An 18,453-nucleotide genomic window follows, 5' to 3' on the forward strand; every position below is an offset into this window, starting at 1 on the left:
GGCAGGTTGACACCTGTTCGGACGCCTCCGCAGAATGACGGCATGACAGGAACCGCCGACACCGGCACCAGCGCCACGCTCGACTTCAACCTCGATGCGAAGGTGTTCGACATGGTGTCGTCGTCCGCGAGCGTCGTCGACGCCGACGCGCCCACGCGATTCGTCTACCACGAGACGCACGGCGTGCTGTGGGGCGAATACGTCGGCGACACCGTCTCCGTCGGACGGTTCTGCGGGGTGCGCACCGGCGAACGCATCGACATCTCGTTCGTGCACCGCAACCGTGCCGGCGACCTGACGACGCGCGGCGAAGCGAGCTCGATCATCTCCCGCGCCGAGGACGGCTCGTTCGTCCTCACCGAGGACTTCATCGGCCCGGACGGGCGGGCCCACGTCAGCGTCTGTCGGGAGATCGCCGCCGCCTGAACCGGTCAGGACGGGCACCCCACCGTCGCCGGGTCAGCGTCCGCGTCGCTCCGGCACCCGTTGGGCGCGCTCGTCGCTCGTGCGGACGAACCGCGTCATGCCGAAGCGCTCGCCGGAGTCCTCGACGCTCGTGCGTTCGGACCTCGTCATGCGGAGCGACACGTTCGACCGCTCCTCGTCCATGAGGAAGACGGTCGTCGTCGCCTTGATGGACGGCCACTGCGCGAGCCGGGTGGCGACCAGTTCGTGGATCGCCGCCACGTCGGGGGCCCGGATCAGCATCATCGCGTCGTGCTCGCCGGTCGTGACGGCGAAGTACTCCAGCTCCGGGACCGAGGACAGCCGCGCGCGGAAGTCCGCCCACTGGCTCTGGCGCAGCGTGATGAAGACCATGGCCGCGACACCGAGCCCGACGGTGGCCGGCTCGATCTCCGCGTGGACCCCCTTCAGGACGCCGGCGCGGAGCATCGCCTCGTAGCGCGAGTAGGCGTTCGAGCGGGAGATCCCGAGCTCCTCCGCGAGCGCGGCGACCGAAGCCCGCCCGTCCTCCCGGAGCAGCTCCAACATGCGGATGTGGGTGTCGTCGAGTTGCATCGATTGCTCCAAACGTCCAGATTCGGCGGTGGTCCTGGCGGTCGATTGAGAGGATATGGCAGATTCGCCGCGAAATCGAGACAATTCTTCTTTGGTAACGGCTTGTGGATTGACGAATGATCGCGTATCGCACTACTTTCAGCTCATCCCTCCAACCAGATAAGGAGCTCCACCTTGTCACGATCCTTCAGCCGCACGAGCCGGCGCGGCATGGCGGCCCTCGGCCTCGCCCTCGCCGCCGGCCTCGCGCTCGCCGCCTGCTCCCCCTCAGGTGGCTCCGATGACAGCGCGGGCAAGTCGCTCGTCGTCGACGCGTCCTTCGACCTCAAGACCGCCGACCCGAACCGCGAGTACGAGACCACCGGCTCGATCGTCGCGAAGGCGCTCTACGAGACCCTCCTCACCTTCAAGGGTGACGACGTCACCGCCCCCGTCGACGGCCTCGCGAGCTACGAGATGAACGCCGACAACACGGTGATGACCCTCACGATGAAGGACGGCAAGAAGTTCTCCGACGGCTCCGACGTGACCGTCGACGACGCGGTGTTCTCGCTGCAGCGCGTCCAGGGCGTGAAGGGCAACCCGTCCTTCCTGCTCGACGGCGTCACCATCGAGAAGACCTCGGACACGACCCTCACGCTCACCTCGGCGACGCCGAACCCAGCCCTCCCGTTCATCCTTCCGAACCCGGCCCTCGGCGTCGTGAACAAGAAGGTCGTCGAGGAGAACGGTGGCAGCGCGACCGCCGACGACGCGGCCGAGTCGTTCCTCAACACCACCTCCGCGGGCTCCGGTCCGTACAAGCTCGAGTCCTTCGACGCCGCCTCGCAGGTCGTCTTCACGGCGAACCCCGAGTACACGGGGACCAAGCCTGCGTACGAACGCGTCGTCCTCCGCAACGTGCAGGGTCCGACCCAGAAGCTCAACGTCGAGGCCGGTGACTCGCAGGTCGCCCTCGACCTCAACCCCGACCAGGTCTCCGAGCTCGACGACTCGAAGGTGAAGATCATCGCGAACCCCTCGCGCTACATGATCTTCCTCATGCTCAACCAGGACCCCTCGATCAGCGACATCACGAGCAACCCGAAGTTCCTCGAGGCCGTCAAGCTCGGTATCGACTACGACAAGATCGTCGACCTCGCCGGCGACGGTTCCGTCCGTCCCGGTGGCTTCATCCCCTCGATCTTCAACGGCGCGCTCGACGCCGCCGACGGCAACCAGTTCGACGCCGATGCGGCGAAGGCGGCGCTCAAGGAGTCCGGCTACGCGGGCGAAGCCGTCACGCTGAACTTCCCGAACGACATCACGGTGCAGGGGCTGTCGCTCCAGAGCATCGCCGAGTCGGTCCAGGCGCAGCTGAAGTCGGTCGGCATCACCATCACGCTGGCCCCGGCTCCGGTCGCCACCGAGCTGGACGCCTACCGCGACGGCAAGGAGACCGTGGGTCTCTGGTACTGGGGCCCGGACTTCCCGGACCCGTCGAACTACCTCGCGTTCACGCCGGGCGAGCTCGTCGGCCTCCGCGCGGGCTGGCCGGCAGGCGCCGACCCGACCGTGACCGACCTCGCGAACGCGGCGCTCGCCGCGACCGACACGGACGCCCGTGCCGCCGCGTACCAGGACCTCCAGAAGGCGCAGAACGCGAGCGGACCGTTCATCCCGCTCCTGCAGCCGGCGCAGAACGTGGTCACCGCGACCACGATCACCGAGGTTCCGCTGAACCCGACGTGGACCGTCGATCTTGCCGGAATCAAGTAGCGTCGCACCGACGACGTCCAGCGCGCGAGCGGGTCTCCACCCGCTCGCGCGCTACCTCGGCATCCGGCTCGGACTCACGGTCCTCCTGATCTTCGGGGTGACGCTCGTCACCTTCACGCTGACCAACCTCGTCCCCGCGGACCCCGTGCAGGCGGCGCTCGGTGAGCAGGCAGCAGCGGATCCGACGATCGTCGCGCAGTTCCGCGAGAGCGCCGGCCTCGACAAGCCACTGCCCGTCCAGTACGTCACGTACGTCGCGAACCTGTTCCAGGGTGACCTCGGGACCTCGCAGCAGACCCGCGGCGCCGTCGCGGACGAACTCGGTCGCGCCTTCCCGGCCACGGCCGAACTGGCGCTCACCGCCATCGTCATCTCGATCATCATCGGCGTCGGTCTCGGCATGTGGGCCGCGCTGCGACGCAAGACGATCACCGACCAGGTCATCCGGGTCGTGAGCCTCATCGGCATCTCGGTGCCGTCGTTCTGGCTCGCACTCGTCGTCTACTTCGTGTTCTTCTCCCAGCTGCACTGGTTCCCGGGCTCCGGGCGGCTCTCGCCCGCGGCGATCCCGCCGCCGAAGGTCACCGGGATGTACACGATCGACGCGTTGCTCGCCGGCCAGTGGTCGACCTTCGGCGACGCCATCGCCCACCTGATCCTGCCCGCCTCGGTCCTAGCGCTCTACACGATCGGTCTGCTCACCCGGTTCGCACGGTCGGCGATCCTCGAGGTGCTCGACCTCGACTACGTGCGCGCAGCGCGGGCGAAGGGTCTTCCCGGCCACGTCGTCGTGACCCGGTACGTCCTCCGCGGTGCTCTCGTGCCCATCATCACCGTGCTCGGCGTCGCCTTCGGGTCGCTGCTGTCCGGGACGGTCCTCGTCGAGAAGGTGTACTCGTGGCACGGCCTCGGCGAGTACGCGTACTCCGCGGCGACCAAACTCGACCTGCCCGCGATCATGGGCGTCGGGCTCATCGTCGGCTTCGTGTACATCGGCCTGAACTTCCTGGTCGACGTGCTGTACGGCTTCATCGACCCGAGAGTGAGGGTGGCATGACCGACGTCCTCGCCGTCCAGACCAAGCGCAAGGGCCGCCTCCGCATCTCGAAGCAGCTGCGCACCCCGCTCGCCGTCGCGGGCGGTGTCATCGTGCTCTTCTGGCTGCTCGTCGCGGTGCTCGCGCCGTGGATCCGGCCGTTCGACCCGCTCGCCCAGGACTTCGACCGGCTGCAGGCCCCGAGTGCCGCGCACTGGTTCGGCACCGACCAGGTGGGCCGCGACGTCCTGTCCCGGGTCGTCAGCGGCGCCCAGGTCTCGATCCCGCTCGCCCTCATGCTCGTGGTCTTCGCGATGCTCATCGGTTCGCTCCTCGGGGCGATCGCCGGCTTCTTCGGCAAGGCCCTCGACGAGACCATCATGCGGATCGCCGACCTCGTGTTCGCGTTCCCGACGATCATCCTCGCGATGGTCATCGCCGCAGCGCTCGGCCCGAGCCTCACGAACGCCGTCATCGCGATGCTCATCGTGTCGTGGCCGGCCTATGCCCGCGTGACGCGTTCGCTCGTCATCGGAGCCAGGGGAGCCGAGTACGTCATCGCCGGTCGTCTGCTCGGCAACGGGCCGTTCACCTCGCTCGGCAAGGACATCCTGCCGAACGTCGTGTCGCCGGTCGTCGTGCTCGCCACGCTCGACGTCGGTACGGCGATCCTGCTGCTGTCGGGTCTCTCGTTCCTCGGCCTCGGTGCCGTCCCGCCGACGCCGGACTGGGGCGCGATGGTGTCCGACGGGGTGCAGAACTTCTCGTCCTGGTGGATCGCGGTCTTCCCGGGACTCGCCATCCTCACGGTGGTGCTCGCCTTCAACTTCCTCGGCGACGCGCTCCGCGACGCCCTCGACCCACGGTCGCAGGAAGCCGTACAGGGGCGCGCGCTGTGAGCGGCGCACGCGGTGCGAGCGACCCGAAAGGACGCGACATGACGCAGGCAGCAGGCGGCAGCGGTGGCGGGATCGTCATCGAGGGGCTCACGCTCGGCTTCGGTCGCGGTGCAGCCACCAAGCAGATCCTCCGCGGCATCGACCTCGAGGTCCCCGCCGGTCGCATCACGGGGCTGGCCGGTGAGTCGGGGTCAGGTAAGACCATGACCGGGCTCGCGATCTGCGGGCTCTTGCCGGCCGGCGCGGACCTCGGCGGCAGCATCCGCTTCGACGGCACCGAACTCGTGGGGCTCAAGCAGCGCACCATGAACCGGTACCGCGGCACGGAGATCGCGATGATCTTCCAGGACCCGACCGCGAGCCTGCACCCCATGCTCACGGTCGAGGCCCAGCTCGTCGACCACTACCGGCACCACACGGGAGCCTCGAAGGCGGCCGCCCACGCGCGGGCGCTCGAGATGCTCGGCCTCGTCGCCGTCCCGAACCCGGAGGCGGCGCTGCGCAAGTACCCGCACCAGTTCTCGGGCGGACAGCTGCAGCGCATCGCGATCGCCTCGGCGCTCATGTGCGAGCCGTCCGTGCTCATCGCCGACGAACCGACGACAGCGCTCGACGTCACGGTCCAGGCCGGCATCCTCCGCCTGCTGCGGAAGCTGTGCGACGAGCTCGGGATCGCGATCATCCTCGTCACCCACGACCTCGGGGTGATGTCGGCGCTCGCCGACACGATCGCGGTCATGCGGCTCGGCGAGATCGTCGAGCACGGCAGCCGGTACCAGGTCATCACCGATCCGCAGCACGAGTACACCAAGGCGCTCATCGACGCGCTGCCCGACACGGGAACGGAGGCGGCGTCATGACGCTGCTGCACCTCGACGACGTCCACGTGACGTACAAGCTGCCCGGTCGCGGCACGCTGAACGCGGTCGACGGCGTGAGCTTCGACCTCGAACCCCGACAGGTGCTCGGTCTGGTGGGGGAGTCGGGCTGCGGCAAGTCGACCCTGGCGCGAGCGGTCTGCGGCCTGGAACCGACTTCTGGTGGCGCGATCACATTCAACGGGACGCCCATCGGCAAGCTGGGTCTCCGGAAGCGCGCACCCGAACTGCTGCGGATCCAGATGGTCTTCCAGAACCCGTACGCCTCGCTGAACCCGCGCCGCACGGTCGGGAGTCAGATCGAGGACGGCCTCCGGGTCAACCCGGTGCGCGACGCGTGGGACGTCGGTCAGCTCCTCGAGCACGTCGAGCTCGACGCCGCCAGCCGCACCCGCTACCCGCACCAGTTCTCGGGCGGCCAGCGGCAGCGCATCGCGATCGCCCGGGCCATCGCGGCGGGCCCCGAGCTGCTCATCGGTGACGAGCCGATCGCGTCGCTCGACGCCTCCCTGCAGGCACGGGTGGCGAAGCTCATGCGGAAGCTCGCGGTCGAGACCGGCGCGGCGCTCCTGTTCATCAGCCACGACCTGTCCGTCGTGCGGGTCATCGCGGACGACGTGGCGGTCATGAGCGCCGGTCGCATCGTCGAGCACGGCCCGGTCGACCGCGTCTGGTCCGACCCACAGGACGCCTACACGCAGCGGCTCCTCGCGGCGATCCCGGTCGTCGACGGACTCGGCACCCTCCCCGGCGCCTAGCCGGACCCCTGCTCCGTCCCTGTCTCAGGAGCGTCTCGGCGTGTCGGGTCCCCCGCGCTCGACACGCCGAGGCGTTCCTGAGACAGGGAACGGGTCAGCGGAGGGTCGGCGGGCCGACGGGGCCGGGGGAGTCGTCGATGAACGGGCGGTCGATCGTCTCCCGGACGAGCAGTTCGAGGAGGCGGAACGCGCCGACCGCAGCGAGCTGGACGAGGAGCAGGGGGCCGAGGAGCGCACCGGCGTAGGGCAACCAGACGAGGAGTCTCCGCTCCTCCCGCCAGCACACGGCGAGGACCGCGGGTGCCACCGCGAGACCGAGCCACCCGGGCGTCGGAGCGCCGAGCACGGGCGTGACGAGTCCGATCGTGGCGACCCAGACGGCCAGGACGCCCAGGACCGACTGCCCGATCAGCACGGCGGCGACGCCAGGAGCGTGTCGGACGTACCGTTCGACCGACACGACGGCCCACATGAGCCAGGCCCGGAGGAGGGGCACCCGCTGGTGGCGGAGGCCGACGCGGAACTGTCGGTCGTCCTCGAACCGCTGCTCGAGTGCCTGGTCCGGCGGGAGCCCGAGTGCGAGGAGCGCCCGGTGGTCGTGCACGACGGCCGGCGCGGACTGCCGGCCGTAGCTGCCGATGAAGCTCCACAGGACGCCCGGGACGGAGGCGAGGTCGGTCCATCCCTCCGCGAGGTCGCCGTCGCGCTCGTCGTCGGACGCCGGTGCCCACACGACGGGACCGTCAGGGGCGTGCTCCTGGAACCCGATCCGCCGCCCGAGCCGGAACCGGCGTCCGGTCGGGGGGATCTGCGCCAGATCGATCCGCTGCAGCGGCTGCTCATCGTCGTCGAGGTAGGGCATGCGGACATCCTCCCGCAGCCCACCGTCAGGTGTGAGTCCCCTGGATGTCGGCTCCTGACCTTGCTCACGAGTTTCCCGCGTCGTAGCGTGGCGTTCCGTTGCCGTTCAACCGAGTCTGGTCAGATGGTCAAACAGCTGCGATGCGGTTCGGAGAGCATCGCTCGAACGAGAGTTGTCACGTGAGTCTTCGCACGGCCGAGTACCCGAGGCCCGATCACTTCCTGCTCCATGTGAGCGACACGCACCTCCTCGCCGGCGGGGGGAGCCTCTACGACAGTGTCGACAGCGAGACGCACCTGCGTCACCTGTTCGCCGAGTTCGAGGCGTCCGGCGGTCGGCCCGAAGCGATCGTCTTCACGGGCGACCTCGCCGACAAGGGCGAACCCGACGCGTACGACCGCATCCGATCGATCGTCGAGCCGGTCGCCGAGCGCCTCGGATCGCAGATCATCTGGGTGATGGGCAACCACGACGACCGCCAGGCGTTCCGCGCCGGGCTGTTCGGAGAGGTGCCGACCACCCGCCCGGTCGACCGCGTCTACGACGTCAACGGCCTCCGCGTCATCACCCTCGACTCGAGCGTCCCCGGGCACCACCACGGTGAGGTGTCGGACGAGCAGCTCGACTGGCTCGCCGAGGAACTCTCGACGAAGGCGCCCCACGGCACGATCCTCGCGATGCACCACCCGCCCGTCCCGAGCGTGCTCGACCTCGCCGTGAGCGTCGAGCTGCGCGACCAGGCGAAGCTCGCCGAAGTGCTCGAGGGGTCCGACGTCCGGAGCATCATCGCCGGGCACCTGCACTACTCGTCGACCGCGACCTTCGCGGGTATCCCGGTGTCGGTCGCCTCGGCCACGTGCTACACGCAGGACCTCAACGTGCCCGTCGGCGGGACGCGTGGTCGCGACGGCGCACGGGCGTTCAACCTCGTCCACGTGTACGGCAAGACGGTCCTGCACTCGGTGGTGCCGCTGGGTGAGACCCCGCCGCTGCACTACATCGACGCCGAGGAGAGTGCGCGCCTGCTCGCTCGCGACGGCATCGAGCTGCCCGTGTCCGACACGGTGCCCGTGCAGCCGGAGCCGCCGCTGACGATGCCGATCGGCGTCCTCGTCTAGGGCGGCACCTCCGCGCTCCCTGAGCCTGTCGAAGGGCCGCGGCCCGGCAGGGTACCGCAGCCCGGCGGGTCCGCCGTTCCGGGAGCCTCCCCGGTCCGACGCGCCTATCGTGGACGGATGACCTCCCCAGAAGCACCCCGCACCGCACTCGTCGTCGGCGCCAGCGGCATCACCGGTTCCGCGATCGTGTCGCAGCTCCTCGAGGACGGTGGCTGGCGGATCCTCGCCCTCTCTCGCCGCGCGCCGGCGGCCCACCCGCAGGTCGAACACGTCGCGGCCGACCTCCGGGACGCGGACGACCTCGCGCGCGCCCTCGGCGGCACCGGCGTCACCCACGTGTTCTTCACCGCCTGGTCGCGTCAGGACACCGAGGCCGAGAACATCAGGGTCAACGGCGGCATGGTCCGCGACCTGCTCGCCGCCCTCTCCGCCGAGCCCGTTCACCACGTCGCCCTGGTCACCGGCCTGAAGCACTACCTCGGCCCGTTCGAGGCCTATGCGGCGGGCGAGATGCCCGACACCCCGTTCCACGAGGACGAGGACCGACTCGACACGCCCAACTTCTACTACGAGCAGGAGGACGAGCTCTTCGCCGCGGCTGCGCGAGCGGGGTTCACCTGGTCGGTGCACCGCTCCCACACCGTGATCGGGCATGCGGTGGGCAATGCGATGAACATGGCGTCCACGCTCGCGGTGCAGGCGGCGCTCTGCAAGCGACTCGACCGACCGTTCGTGTTCCCCGGTTCCGAGACCCAGTGGAACGGCCTCACCGACATGACCGACGCCGGACTCCTCGCCGAGCAGATGCTCTGGGCTGCGACCTCACCGGCCGGTGCGGACGAGGCGTTCAACATCGTCAACGGCGACGTCTTCCGCTGGCGCTGGATGTGGCCGCGACTGGCGGCGCACCTCGGCGTCGAGCCGGAGGGCTTCGACACCGCGCCGCGTCCGCTCGAGCAGCAGATGGCGGGCGTCGAGGGCACCTGGGCCGAGCTGGTGGCCGAACACGATCTCGTCGAGGCCGACCTCTCCCGCGTGGCGTCGTGGTGGCACACCGACGGCGACCTCGGCCGGGACATCGAGGTCGTCACCGACATGAGCAAGAGCCGACTCGCCGGCTTCACCGGCTACCGACGGACGCTGGACGCCTTCACCGCGATCTTCGACCGCCTCCGCGAGGAGCGCATCGTCCCCTGACCGGCCCCCGGTCCCTGGGCGCCCGTCCGGTCCCTGAGCACCCGTCCGGTCCCTGAGCCTGTCGAAGGGCGGTCAGCTGAGCTTGGCGGGCTCGATCTCGAGCGCGCTCGGCACGGCGGCCTCGCGCTCCCACGGCGCCGGGAACGGGAAGTACCGCTCGAGGAAGTCGATCACCGCGGTGGTGCGCTGCTCCACCGAGATCTCCGGCCGGCTGCCGTCGTTCAGGCAGAACATGTCCTGGTCGCGTCGCTTGAGGAGTCGCTCCATCTGCCCGAGCGACTGTTTGAGCGTCGTCTCGATGTAGCGGACCTTCGCCTGGGTCTGCTGCACCGCGCGACCCGTCATGAGGCCGTAGTAGTGGTAGAACGAGTTCGTCACCGAGATGTTGTCCGCCGCACGGAACGCGCTGTGGGAGGTCGCGCGGAACTCCTCGGCGAACTCCTGCTCCATCTCCGCCATGATGCTCCGGCGGAGGGGCGCGGCGCAGTGCTCGAGGTGACGGGTGGTGACGCGTCCGAAGCGCTCGTGCAGGAGCCGACGGTTCACGCGAGCCGCGTTCTCGAAGCCGCTGCGCGAGGGGTCGTTCGCCCCGAGGCCGATGCGGGTGGTCGCCTCCACGAACTTGCTGATGCCGCCCGGTGAGAAGAACAGTTCGGGACTGATCGGTCGGCCGAGGAACATGTCGTCGTTGGAGTAGAGGAAGTGCTCCGACAGCCCCTCGATGCGGTGGAGCTGGCTCTCGACGGCCATGGAGTTGTGCGTCGGCAGGGCGTCGAGGTCGCCGAAGAACTCCTCGCTGCGCACGATGGTGACCTTCGGGTGCTCCGCCAGCCATTCGGGCGCGGGGGAGTCGGTCGCGATGAAGATGCGTCGGATCCAGGGCGCGAAGGTGTGCACGCTGCGGAGGGCGTACTTGAGCTCGTTGATCTGGCGGAAGCGGGCGTCGGAGTCGTCGCCGTCGCCGACGACGTAACTCTGCATCCGCTTGGCACGGGCACGCTGGAACTCCTCGGAGGAGCCGTCCACCCATGAGAAGACGAGGTCGATGTCGAAGGTGACGTCGCTCGCGAGCGCGCCGAACATGTGCTCGAGCGTCCGCCAGCTGCGGCCGTAGCGTTCGACGGTCGTCTCGACGGCCTCCGTCCGCGGCATGTACGTCCGCATGAGGACGTTCTCCACGGGAGCGGTGATCTCCTCGTCGCCGAAGCGCCAGAGTTCGAGCTGCAGGGCGGTCTCCATGCCGTAGCGGAGGCGGCCGAGCGGTTCGATGCGCGGCCGGTACAGCCGGAACACCTCGGCCTTGCGTGCGCCGGTGAGCAGGCCGTCGGAGAGGAGGTGCGGATCGCCGGCCGGCTTCACCGTCGACATGCGCGCTTTGAGCGGCACGCTGTAGAAGGGCTCGTCGGCGAACGCCTCCGCGAGTGCGGTCTGCAGGCGCTTGCGCAGGGAGCGGTCGACGACGATGACGGGGCGGTCGTGCTCGCCCCGGATGAGGAGGTACTCGATCTCGGCCGCATCGAGCACGTCGGCGACGGCGAGCAGGTCCTCCACCATCGACTGCTGTGGGGTCAGGTGACCGTTGATGAGGGTGTAGACGCCCTTGCGCTGCACCACGTCGGGGCGGTCGAAGCGCTGCGATCGGGAGCCACCGGTCACGAGGACGAGCTCAGGGGCGGTGGTGAACGGGAGTTCCGGCGGAATCGGGTCCTTCGCGGTACTGGTGAAGGCCGTCGGTGCCTGAGTGCCGACGGTTGGCCGCTGGTCGTCGAGTTCGTTCGTGATCGTGTCCGCCTCTGGTCTGCTGGGGAGTGGGTTCCTCGTTATTGTACGGCCGTCGCCCAGGAGCGCTCGCGGCTTGACGGCGACGGGGTCGCAGGCGGCGTCCGGGTACGATTGACCCCATGGTGAGCGTGGCGGAATCCTTGGTGCGCCTGCAGGACCTGGCCTCGTCGCCCGTGGTCGCTCGGGTGGCGTCGGCGTTCGCCGAAGCCGGGTACGAACTGGCCCTCGTCGGCGGACCGGTTCGCGATGCGATGCTCGGTCGCACCGTGAGCGACCTCGACTTCACGTCGAACGCCTCGCCCGACCAGATCCTCGCGGTCCTCAAGCCGATGGCGAGTGCCTGGTGGGACGTCGGCCGCGACTTCGGGACGATCGGCGCGAAGGTCACCGTCACCGGCGACGACGGTGTCGAGCATGCCGACACGGTCGAGATCACCACCTATCGGGCCGACGCCTACGACGGCGTGACCCGCAAGCCGGTCGTCGCGTTCGGCGACACCCTCGAAGACGACCTGCGGCGGCGCGACTTCACCGTCAACTCGATGGCGCTCCGTATCCCCGAGATCACCCTCGTCGACCCGTCCGGCGGCGTCGAGGACCTCGTCGCGCACCTGCTGCGGACGCCGAGCTCCCCCGAGGTGTCCTTCGGCGACGACCCGCTGCGCATGCTCCGTGCCGCGCGGTTCGCCTCGCAGCTCGGCTTCCGGCCCACCGACGACGTGATCGAGGCCATGGAGGAGCGGCGCGAGACCATCTCCATCGTGAGCCCCGAACGCATCCAGGCCGAGCTCGGCAAGCTGCTGGCGACCGACCACCCGCGCGCGGGCCTCGAGCTGCTCGTCGACACCGGCATCGCCGACCTCGTGCTGCCCGAGCTGCCCGCGCTCCGGCTGGAGCCCGACGAGCACCACCACCACAAGGACGTCTACCAGCACTCGCTCACGGTGCTCGAGCAGGCGATCGGCTACGAGCACTCGCGGCACCCCGGTGAGGCGCCCGACCTCGTCCTGCGCTGGGCCGCGTTGCTCCACGACATCGGCAAGCCGGCGACGAAGAAGACCGGCCCCGGCGCAGCCGTCACCTTCTACCACCACGACCTCGTGGGGGCGAAGCTGGCGAAGAAGCGCCTCACCGCGCTCCGGTACGACGGCGACACGATCAAGAGCGTCGCTCGGCTCGTCGAGCTGCACATGCGGTTCTTCGGGTACTCCGAGGGCGTGTGGGCCGACTCCGCGGTGCGACGCTACGTCCGCGACGCCGGTCCGCTGCTCGAGCGGCTGCACATGCTCGTCCGCGCCGATGTCACGACCCGCAACCGGCGCAAGGCCGACCGCCTCGGCTTCGCCTACGACGACCTCGAACAGCGCATCGTCGAGCTCCAGGAGCAGGAGGAGCTCGAGTCCGTCCGGCCCGACCTCGACGGCAACCGCATCCAGGAGGTGCTGGGCATCGCACCCGGTCGCGAGGTCGGCGAGGCGTACCGCTGGCTGCTGGAGCTGCGGCTCGACGAGGGCCCGCTCGGCGAGGAGGAGGCCACCCGCCGCCTCCTCGACTGGTGGTCCTCCCGGTGACGGCCCCACCTGCCCGCGAACTGTCACAAACGCACAGTCAGACGGCGTCACACTGACCGTTTCTGACAGCTCGCAGGCGTTCAGACTGAACTGCTAGCCTCCCTGAGGTTCACGGAACGAAGGATTCTCATGCTCAAGCGACACGCCGCCCTCGCGATCGCGGCCGCCTCCGCCCTGATGCTGAGCGGTTGCGCCGCCGGATCCACGGAGCGCACGACCGTCACGGTGCGTGTCTGGGATTCCGCCGTCGCCGACGCCTACGAGACCTCGTTCGCCGCCTTCGAGCGCGAGAACCCCGACATCCGCGTCCGCGTCGACGTCGTCGAATGGGCGGACTACTGGACGAAGCTCCGCACGGACGTCGCGGCGGGCACCGCTCCCGACGTCTTCTGGTTGAACAACTCCTACCTCGCCGGGTATGCGGACAGCGGCAGCGTCCTCGACGTCGGGCAGACGCTCGGCAAGGACGCCTCGAAGGACTGGGCGCCGAGCGTGGTCAGCCAGTTCACCCGGAACGACAAGCTCTGGGCCGTCCCGCAACTGTCCGACGCCGGCATCGCGGTCTACTACAACGCCGACCTCCTCGACGCGGCCGGCGTGAAGCCCGCCGAGCTCGAGGAGGCGACCTGGTCGCCCGACACGACGAAGGACACCTTCCTGCCCCTGGCGAAGAAGCTGACGAAGGACGCGGCCGGGGTCTCGGCCGACCAGCCCGGCTTCAACCCGGCAGCGCCCGCGACCTACGGCACCGGCCTCGGGTACGACCTGCAGGCCGTGCTCCTGCCGTTCATCGGCTCGAACGGCGGGAAGTACCAGGACGGCGACGACTTCGCGTTCAACGACCCGAAGACGAGCGAGTCCGTGAGCTACCTCGTCAACGCGATCAACGGCGCCAAGGTCGCCCCGCCGGCCGCCTCCACGAACGCCGACGGCGACTTCGCCCGCGACGCCTTCCTCCAGGGCAAGGTCGCGATGTTCCAGTCGGGGCTCTACAGCCTGAAGGCCGTGCACGACGGCGCCGACTTCCGCTGGGGTGTCGCCGAGCTCCCGGCCGGCCCCGCTGGCAAGGTCAGCGTCACGAACGGGATCGCCGCAGCGGGCAACGCGGCCACGAAGCACCCCGACCAGGTGAAGAAGGTGCTCGCCTGGCTGGGCAGCACCGAGGGCAACGCGCCCGTCGGTGCGTCCGGCTCGGCGGTCCCCGCCGTCACCGCGGCCCAGAAGCAGTACTTCGACTACTGGAAGGGCCAGGACGTCGACGTGCAGCCCTTCTTCGATGTGATCGCCGACGACGCGAAGACCATCGCGCCCCCGACGGGTGCCGGGTACGCGAAGGGGCTCGCCGCCTACGACCCGATCTTCAAGGAGATCTTCGCCGGCACGACGCCCGTCGCGGACGGTCTCAAGAAGGCGCAGGAGGCGGCCAACGCCGCCATCAACGACTGACCCCGGGCGCAGGGCATCGCAGGGCATGATGGACCATCATGCGGATCCTCATCGCGAGCCACCTCGAGCCTGAGCACGTCGAGGCGATCAGTGCCTCCCACCCCGATGTCGAGGTGCTGTACGACCCGAGGCTCATCGCGGTCCCGCAGTACGTCGCCGATCACCGTGGGCCGGCACCCGAGCTGTCCGCAGCGGACCAGCGACGGTGGGCGGACCTGCTCGCCCGGGCCGACGTCGCGTTCGACTTCGACTGGCAGGACCCGGCGGCACTGCCGGAGCGCGCCCCGAACCTGAGATGGATCCAGGCGACGAGCGCCGGCATCGGTGCGTTCATGCGTCGCACCGGACTCGACCGCAGCGGCATCACCGTCACGACGGCGGGCGGCGTGCATGCCGTCCCCCTCGCCGAGTTCGCCCTCACCGGAGCGCTCTTCGTCGTGAAGGGCGTTCCGTTCCTCCAGCGCCGGCAGCGTGAGCGCCGGTTCGAGCGCTACACGACCAGGCAGCTCGCCGGGATGCGTGTCACGGTCGTCGGCGTCGGCGGCATGGGGTCGAACGTGGTGCGGACCTTCGACGCCATCGGCGCGCGGGTGACCGCGGTGGGTCGGGTCGGCGGCACCTATGAGCTCCCCGACGGCGTCGAGCTGAGCGATGTGGACCGGCTCGACGAGGTGCTGCCGGGCACCGACGTGCTCGTCCTCTGCACGGCGCTCACTCCTGAGACCGAGAACCTCATCAGCGCCGACCGGATCGCGCTCCTGCCCGACGGTGCCGCCATCGTCAACATCTCCCGCGGATCGGTCGTCGATGAGGACGCGCTGATCGAGGCGCTCCGCTCGGGCAAGCTCGGAGGCGCGGCGCTCGACGTCTTCCGCGAGGAGCCGCTGCCCCAGGACTCACCGCTCTGGGACCTCGACAACGCGCTCATCTCGCCCCACTCGGCGTCCACGGTCGAGAGCGAGAACGCGACGCTCACGGCACTGTTCATCGAGAACCTCGCCCGGTATCGAGCGGGCGAGCCGCTGCTGAACCGGTTCGACGCCGAGCGCGGGTACTGACGAACCCCGGATGTCCGGCGATCGGACCCGTATCTCGGCGGCGTCCCAACCTGGCGAAACGCGCGGTCGTTGCGCTACAGATGTCGCTCGCGCACGTTTCGTGCTCGTAACGAATCTGCACCGGAAGCCTTCTCGGTTTGAGGGATTTGTTCGGAGCGTGCTGTAATCCTCTACAAGCACGTGCGAAGAACCTGCACACAGCCGTGCCGTCTCTCACACACAGAAAATGAGGTCGACATCAATGTCATCCCCACGTAGTGGATTCCGCAAGAGCGCCGTCGCGCTCGCGGGTCTGTCCATCACCGCCCTCGCCCTCGCCGGCTGCGCCGCCGGTGGCAGCGGCTCCAGCAGCGGTGCCAGCGGCACGATCGTCATCGGCACGACCGACAAGGTCACGACGCTCGACCCGGCCGGATCCTACGACAACGGCTCCTTCGCCGTCATGAACCAGGTCTTCCCCTTCCTCCTGAACACGCCGTACAACAGCCCCGACGTCGAGCCCGACATCGCCGAGTCGGCCGAGTTCACCTCGCCGACCGAGTACACGGTGAAGCTCAAGGAAGGCCTCAAGTGGGCCAACGGCAACGACCTCACCTCGTCCGACGTGAAGTTCAGCTTCGACCGTCAGCTCGCCATCGCCGACGAGAACGGCCCGTCGTCGCTCCTCGGCAACCTCGAGAAGACCGACGCGCCCGACGACCTCACCGTCGTCTTCACGCTGAAGACCGAGAACGACCAGACCTTCCCGCAGGTGCTCTCGAGCCCCGTCGGCCCGATCGTCGACGAGGACGTCTTCTCCGCCACCGAGGTCACGCCCGACAACGACATCGTCAAGGGCAAGGCGTTCGCCGGTCAGTACACGATCGACAGCTACAAGTTCAACGAGCTCATCTCGTACAAGAAGTACGCCGACTACCAGGGCCTCCTCGGCGAGGCGAAGAACGACACCGTCAACGTGAAGTACTACACCGACGAGTCCAACCTGAAGCTCGACGTCAAGCAGGGCAACATCGACGTCGCATCGCGCAGCCTCTCCGCGACCGACATCGAAGACCTGAAGAAGGACAAGAACGTCAAGGTCGTCGACGGCCCCGGTGGCGAGATCCGCTACTTCGTCTTCAACTTCGACACGATGCCCTACGGAGCGACCACCGCTGACGCCGACCCGGCGAAGGCGCTCGCCGTCCGCCAGGCCGCTGCCGACCTGATCGACCGCGCTGCGATCGCCAAGGACGTCTACAAGGACACGTACACCCCGCTCTACTCCTACGTGCCCGCCGGCCTGACCGGTGCCACCGAGTCCCTCAAGGGCCTCTACGGCGACGGCGACGGCGGCCCCGACGCCGCGAAGGCCAAGGAGACGCTCGAGGCAGCCGGTGTGACCGTTCCGGTCGCGCTCAACCTCCAGTACAACGGTGACCACTACGGTTCCGGCTCCGGCGACGAGTACGCGCTCATCAAGGACCAACTCGAGGCCGACGGCCTGTTCACCGTCAACCTGCAGCAGACCGAGTGGGTCCAGTACGCCAAGGACCGCACGACGGACGTCTACCCGGCCTACCAGCTGGGTTGGTTCCCGGACTACTCCGACGCCGACAACTACCTGTCGCCGTTCTTCGCCACGGACAACTTCCTCGCGAACCACTACGACAACCCGGCCGTCAACGACCTGATCAACGAGCAGCGCTCGACGACGGACGCCGACGCACGGACGAAGCTCATCGAGCAGATCCAGGACACGGAGGCGGCGGACCTGTCGACCATCCCGCTGCTCCAGGGCGCTCAGGTGGCCGTCGTCGGCAAGGACGTCGAGGGCACCGTCCTCGACGCGTCGTTCAAGTTCCGCTACGCGCCCATCACCAAGGGCTGAGTAGCCTGACCAACTGATATCCGACTATGGTGAGTCGGACGTCGCGATCGGGGTGGCTCCACAGAGCCGCCCCGATCGTCTGTCCGGGCTCTACCGAGTCGGTGATCGAGGAGGATCCACTGCAATGACGGCAGCTGTCGCAACCCCACCCCCCAAGGCGGCCAGACGTTCCGGAGGTGGCGGACTCTGGCGGTACCTCGTCATCCGCTTCCTGTTGATCATCCCGACGGTGTTCATCCTCGTCACCATGGTCTTCTTCCTGATGCGCCTGACCGGTGACCCGATCACCGCGGCGCTCGGAGGCCGACTCCCGGCCGATCAGCTCGCGGAACGCATCAGCGCCGCCGGCTACGACCGGCCCATCTTCATCCAGTACTTCGAGTTCCTCGGACAGATCGCGGTCGGCAACTTCGGCACGACGATCTCCGACAACCGGCCGGTCATCGAGGTCCTCCTCACGTACGGCTCCGCGACCCTCGAACTCGCGATCTACGCGCTCGTCGTCGCGTTCATCGTCGGCATCCCGCTCGGCATGCTGGCCGCCGCCCGCCGCGACCGCTGGCAGGACGCGGGCCTCCGCGTCTTCGCCATCCTCAGCTACGCCACCCCGGTGTTCTTCGCCGGCCTGCTGCTCAAGCTGATCTTCTCCGTCTGGCTCGGGATCCTCCCGGTCGCCGGTCGGGCGAGCACCGGCACCGAGCTCACGCTCCAGACCATCTCGAACCCGTCCGGCATCTACCTGATCGACGCGATCCGCCTCGGCGACCCGACGGCGATCAGCGACGTCCTCGCCCACGCGGTGCTCCCGGCGATCGCCCTCGGCCTGCTGACGGCCGGCGTCTTCCTGCGGCTGGTCCGCACCAACGTCATCGGCACGCTCGGTTCCGGCTACGTCGATGCGGCCCGGTCGCGCGGCGTCAGCGAGTTCCGGCTCGTGACGAAGCACGCCTACCGTCCGGCGCTCATCCCGATCATCACGGTCATCGGCCTGCAGATCGCGCTCCTCCTCGCGGGTGCAGTCCTCACCGAGACGACGTTCGAATGGAAGGGCCTCGGCTTCATGCTGAGCGAGTACCTGAAGGCGCGTGACTTCGTCGCCGTCCAGGGGATCGTCGCGTTGCTGGCCGTCATCGTCGCCCTGACCAACTTCATCGTCGACATCATCGCGGCGATCATCGACCCGAGGGTGAGGTACTGAGC

At 68.8% G+C, this 18,453-nt stretch carries 16 protein-coding genes; 13 read left to right on the plus strand and 3 right to left on the minus strand.

The features are described from left to right. Positions 1-42: 42 nt before the first annotated feature. Positions 43-426, plus strand: a complete 384-nt coding sequence (locus tag ITJ62_RS05785; protein WP_228497842.1) for a hypothetical protein — start codon at positions 43-45, stop codon at positions 424-426. A gap of 33 nt (positions 427-459) precedes the next feature. Here the strand turns inward: ITJ62_RS05785 and ITJ62_RS05790 are convergent, their stop codons facing one another. After that, the gene (locus ITJ62_RS05790; protein WP_079003723.1) at positions 460-1,020 is read right to left on the minus strand and encodes an Lrp/AsnC family transcriptional regulator; all 561 of its coding nucleotides are present in this window, start codon (positions 1,018-1,020) and stop codon (positions 460-462) included. 174 nt (positions 1,021-1,194) lie between these two features. On the opposite strand from ITJ62_RS05790, the gene ITJ62_RS05795 reads away from it, so the two are divergent. Genes ITJ62_RS05795 through ITJ62_RS05815 form a run of 5 tightly spaced genes read left to right on the plus strand, consistent with a single transcriptional unit; the run spans position 1,195 to position 6,349 of the window. Beyond that, positions 1,195-2,778, plus strand: coding sequence for an ABC transporter substrate-binding protein (locus tag ITJ62_RS05795; RefSeq protein ID WP_228497844.1), 1,584 nt, complete (start codon positions 1,195-1,197; stop codon positions 2,776-2,778). Beyond that, on the plus strand, positions 2,762-3,835 hold the full coding sequence (locus tag ITJ62_RS05800) for an ABC transporter permease (protein ID WP_194600034.1): 1,074 nt from the start codon (positions 2,762-2,764) through the stop codon (positions 3,833-3,835). The genes ITJ62_RS05795 and ITJ62_RS05800 overlap by 17 nt, the downstream gene beginning before the upstream one ends. Further along, positions 3,832-4,713 carry an ABC transporter permease gene (locus ITJ62_RS05805; RefSeq protein WP_194600035.1) on the plus strand — a complete coding sequence of 294 codons (882 nt, stop codon included), beginning with the start codon at positions 3,832-3,834 and terminating at the stop codon, positions 4,711-4,713. Before ITJ62_RS05800 ends, ITJ62_RS05805 begins: the two co-directional genes overlap by 4 nt. A gap of 38 nt (positions 4,714-4,751) precedes the next feature. Continuing rightward, the gene (locus ITJ62_RS05810; protein WP_194600036.1) at positions 4,752-5,573 is read left to right on the plus strand and encodes an ABC transporter ATP-binding protein; all 822 of its coding nucleotides are present in this window, start codon (positions 4,752-4,754) and stop codon (positions 5,571-5,573) included. After that, positions 5,570-6,349, plus strand: a complete 780-nt coding sequence (locus ITJ62_RS05815; protein ID WP_079003721.1) for an ABC transporter ATP-binding protein — start codon at positions 5,570-5,572, stop codon at positions 6,347-6,349. Before ITJ62_RS05810 ends, ITJ62_RS05815 begins: the two co-directional genes overlap by 4 nt. A gap of 94 nt (positions 6,350-6,443) precedes the next feature. Here the strand turns inward: ITJ62_RS05815 and ITJ62_RS05820 are convergent, their stop codons facing one another. Further along, entirely contained in the window at positions 6,444-7,211 is a 768-nt protein-coding gene (locus ITJ62_RS05820) for a DUF1353 domain-containing protein (protein ID WP_194600037.1), read from the minus strand. Between the two features lie 179 nt (positions 7,212-7,390). Here ITJ62_RS05820 and ITJ62_RS05825 point away from each other — a divergent pair, with 179 nt between their 5' ends. Both ITJ62_RS05825 and ITJ62_RS05830 read left to right on the plus strand, forming a co-directional pair. Further along, on the plus strand, positions 7,391-8,329 hold the full coding sequence (locus ITJ62_RS05825) for a phosphodiesterase (RefSeq protein ID WP_229939153.1): 939 nt from the start codon (positions 7,391-7,393) through the stop codon (positions 8,327-8,329). Positions 8,330-8,446: 117 nt separating this feature from the next. Then, on the plus strand, positions 8,447-9,526 hold the full coding sequence (locus ITJ62_RS05830) for an SDR family oxidoreductase (RefSeq protein ID WP_194600038.1): 1,080 nt from the start codon (positions 8,447-8,449) through the stop codon (positions 9,524-9,526). 72 nt (positions 9,527-9,598) lie between these two features. Here ITJ62_RS05830 and ITJ62_RS05835 read toward each other — a convergent pair whose 3' ends face one another. Further along, the gene (locus ITJ62_RS05835) at positions 9,599-11,182 is read right to left on the minus strand and encodes a stealth family protein (protein WP_307783368.1); all 1,584 of its coding nucleotides are present in this window, start codon (positions 11,180-11,182) and stop codon (positions 9,599-9,601) included. 245 nt (positions 11,183-11,427) lie between these two features. On the opposite strand from ITJ62_RS05835, the gene ITJ62_RS05840 reads away from it, so the two are divergent. From ITJ62_RS05840 to ITJ62_RS05860, 5 genes are all read left to right on the plus strand, one after another. Beyond that, entirely contained in the window at positions 11,428-12,879 is a 1,452-nt protein-coding gene (locus tag ITJ62_RS05840) for a CCA tRNA nucleotidyltransferase (protein ID WP_194600039.1), read from the plus strand. A gap of 129 nt (positions 12,880-13,008) precedes the next feature. Continuing rightward, positions 13,009-14,325 carry a sugar ABC transporter substrate-binding protein gene (locus ITJ62_RS05845; protein WP_194600040.1) on the plus strand — a complete coding sequence of 439 codons (1,317 nt, stop codon included), beginning with the start codon at positions 13,009-13,011 and terminating at the stop codon, positions 14,323-14,325. Between the two features lie 38 nt (positions 14,326-14,363). Continuing rightward, on the plus strand, positions 14,364-15,383 hold the full coding sequence (locus tag ITJ62_RS05850) for a D-2-hydroxyacid dehydrogenase (protein WP_194600041.1): 1,020 nt from the start codon (positions 14,364-14,366) through the stop codon (positions 15,381-15,383). Between the two features lie 241 nt (positions 15,384-15,624). Next, positions 15,625-17,253 (plus strand): ABC transporter substrate-binding protein, encoded by a 1,629-nt coding sequence (locus tag ITJ62_RS05855; RefSeq protein WP_194600042.1) that lies wholly within the window; start codon positions 15,625-15,627, stop codon positions 17,251-17,253. Positions 17,254-17,377: 124 nt separating this feature from the next. Beyond that, positions 17,378-18,451 (plus strand): ABC transporter permease, encoded by a 1,074-nt coding sequence (locus ITJ62_RS05860; RefSeq protein ID WP_194600043.1) that lies wholly within the window; start codon positions 17,378-17,380, stop codon positions 18,449-18,451. Positions 18,452-18,453 lie beyond the last annotated feature (2 nt).

The organism is Plantibacter sp. VKM Ac-2876, from assembly GCF_015350715.1.
GTDB classification, from domain to species: Bacteria; Actinomycetota; Actinomycetes; order Actinomycetales; family Microbacteriaceae; genus Plantibacter; species Plantibacter auratus.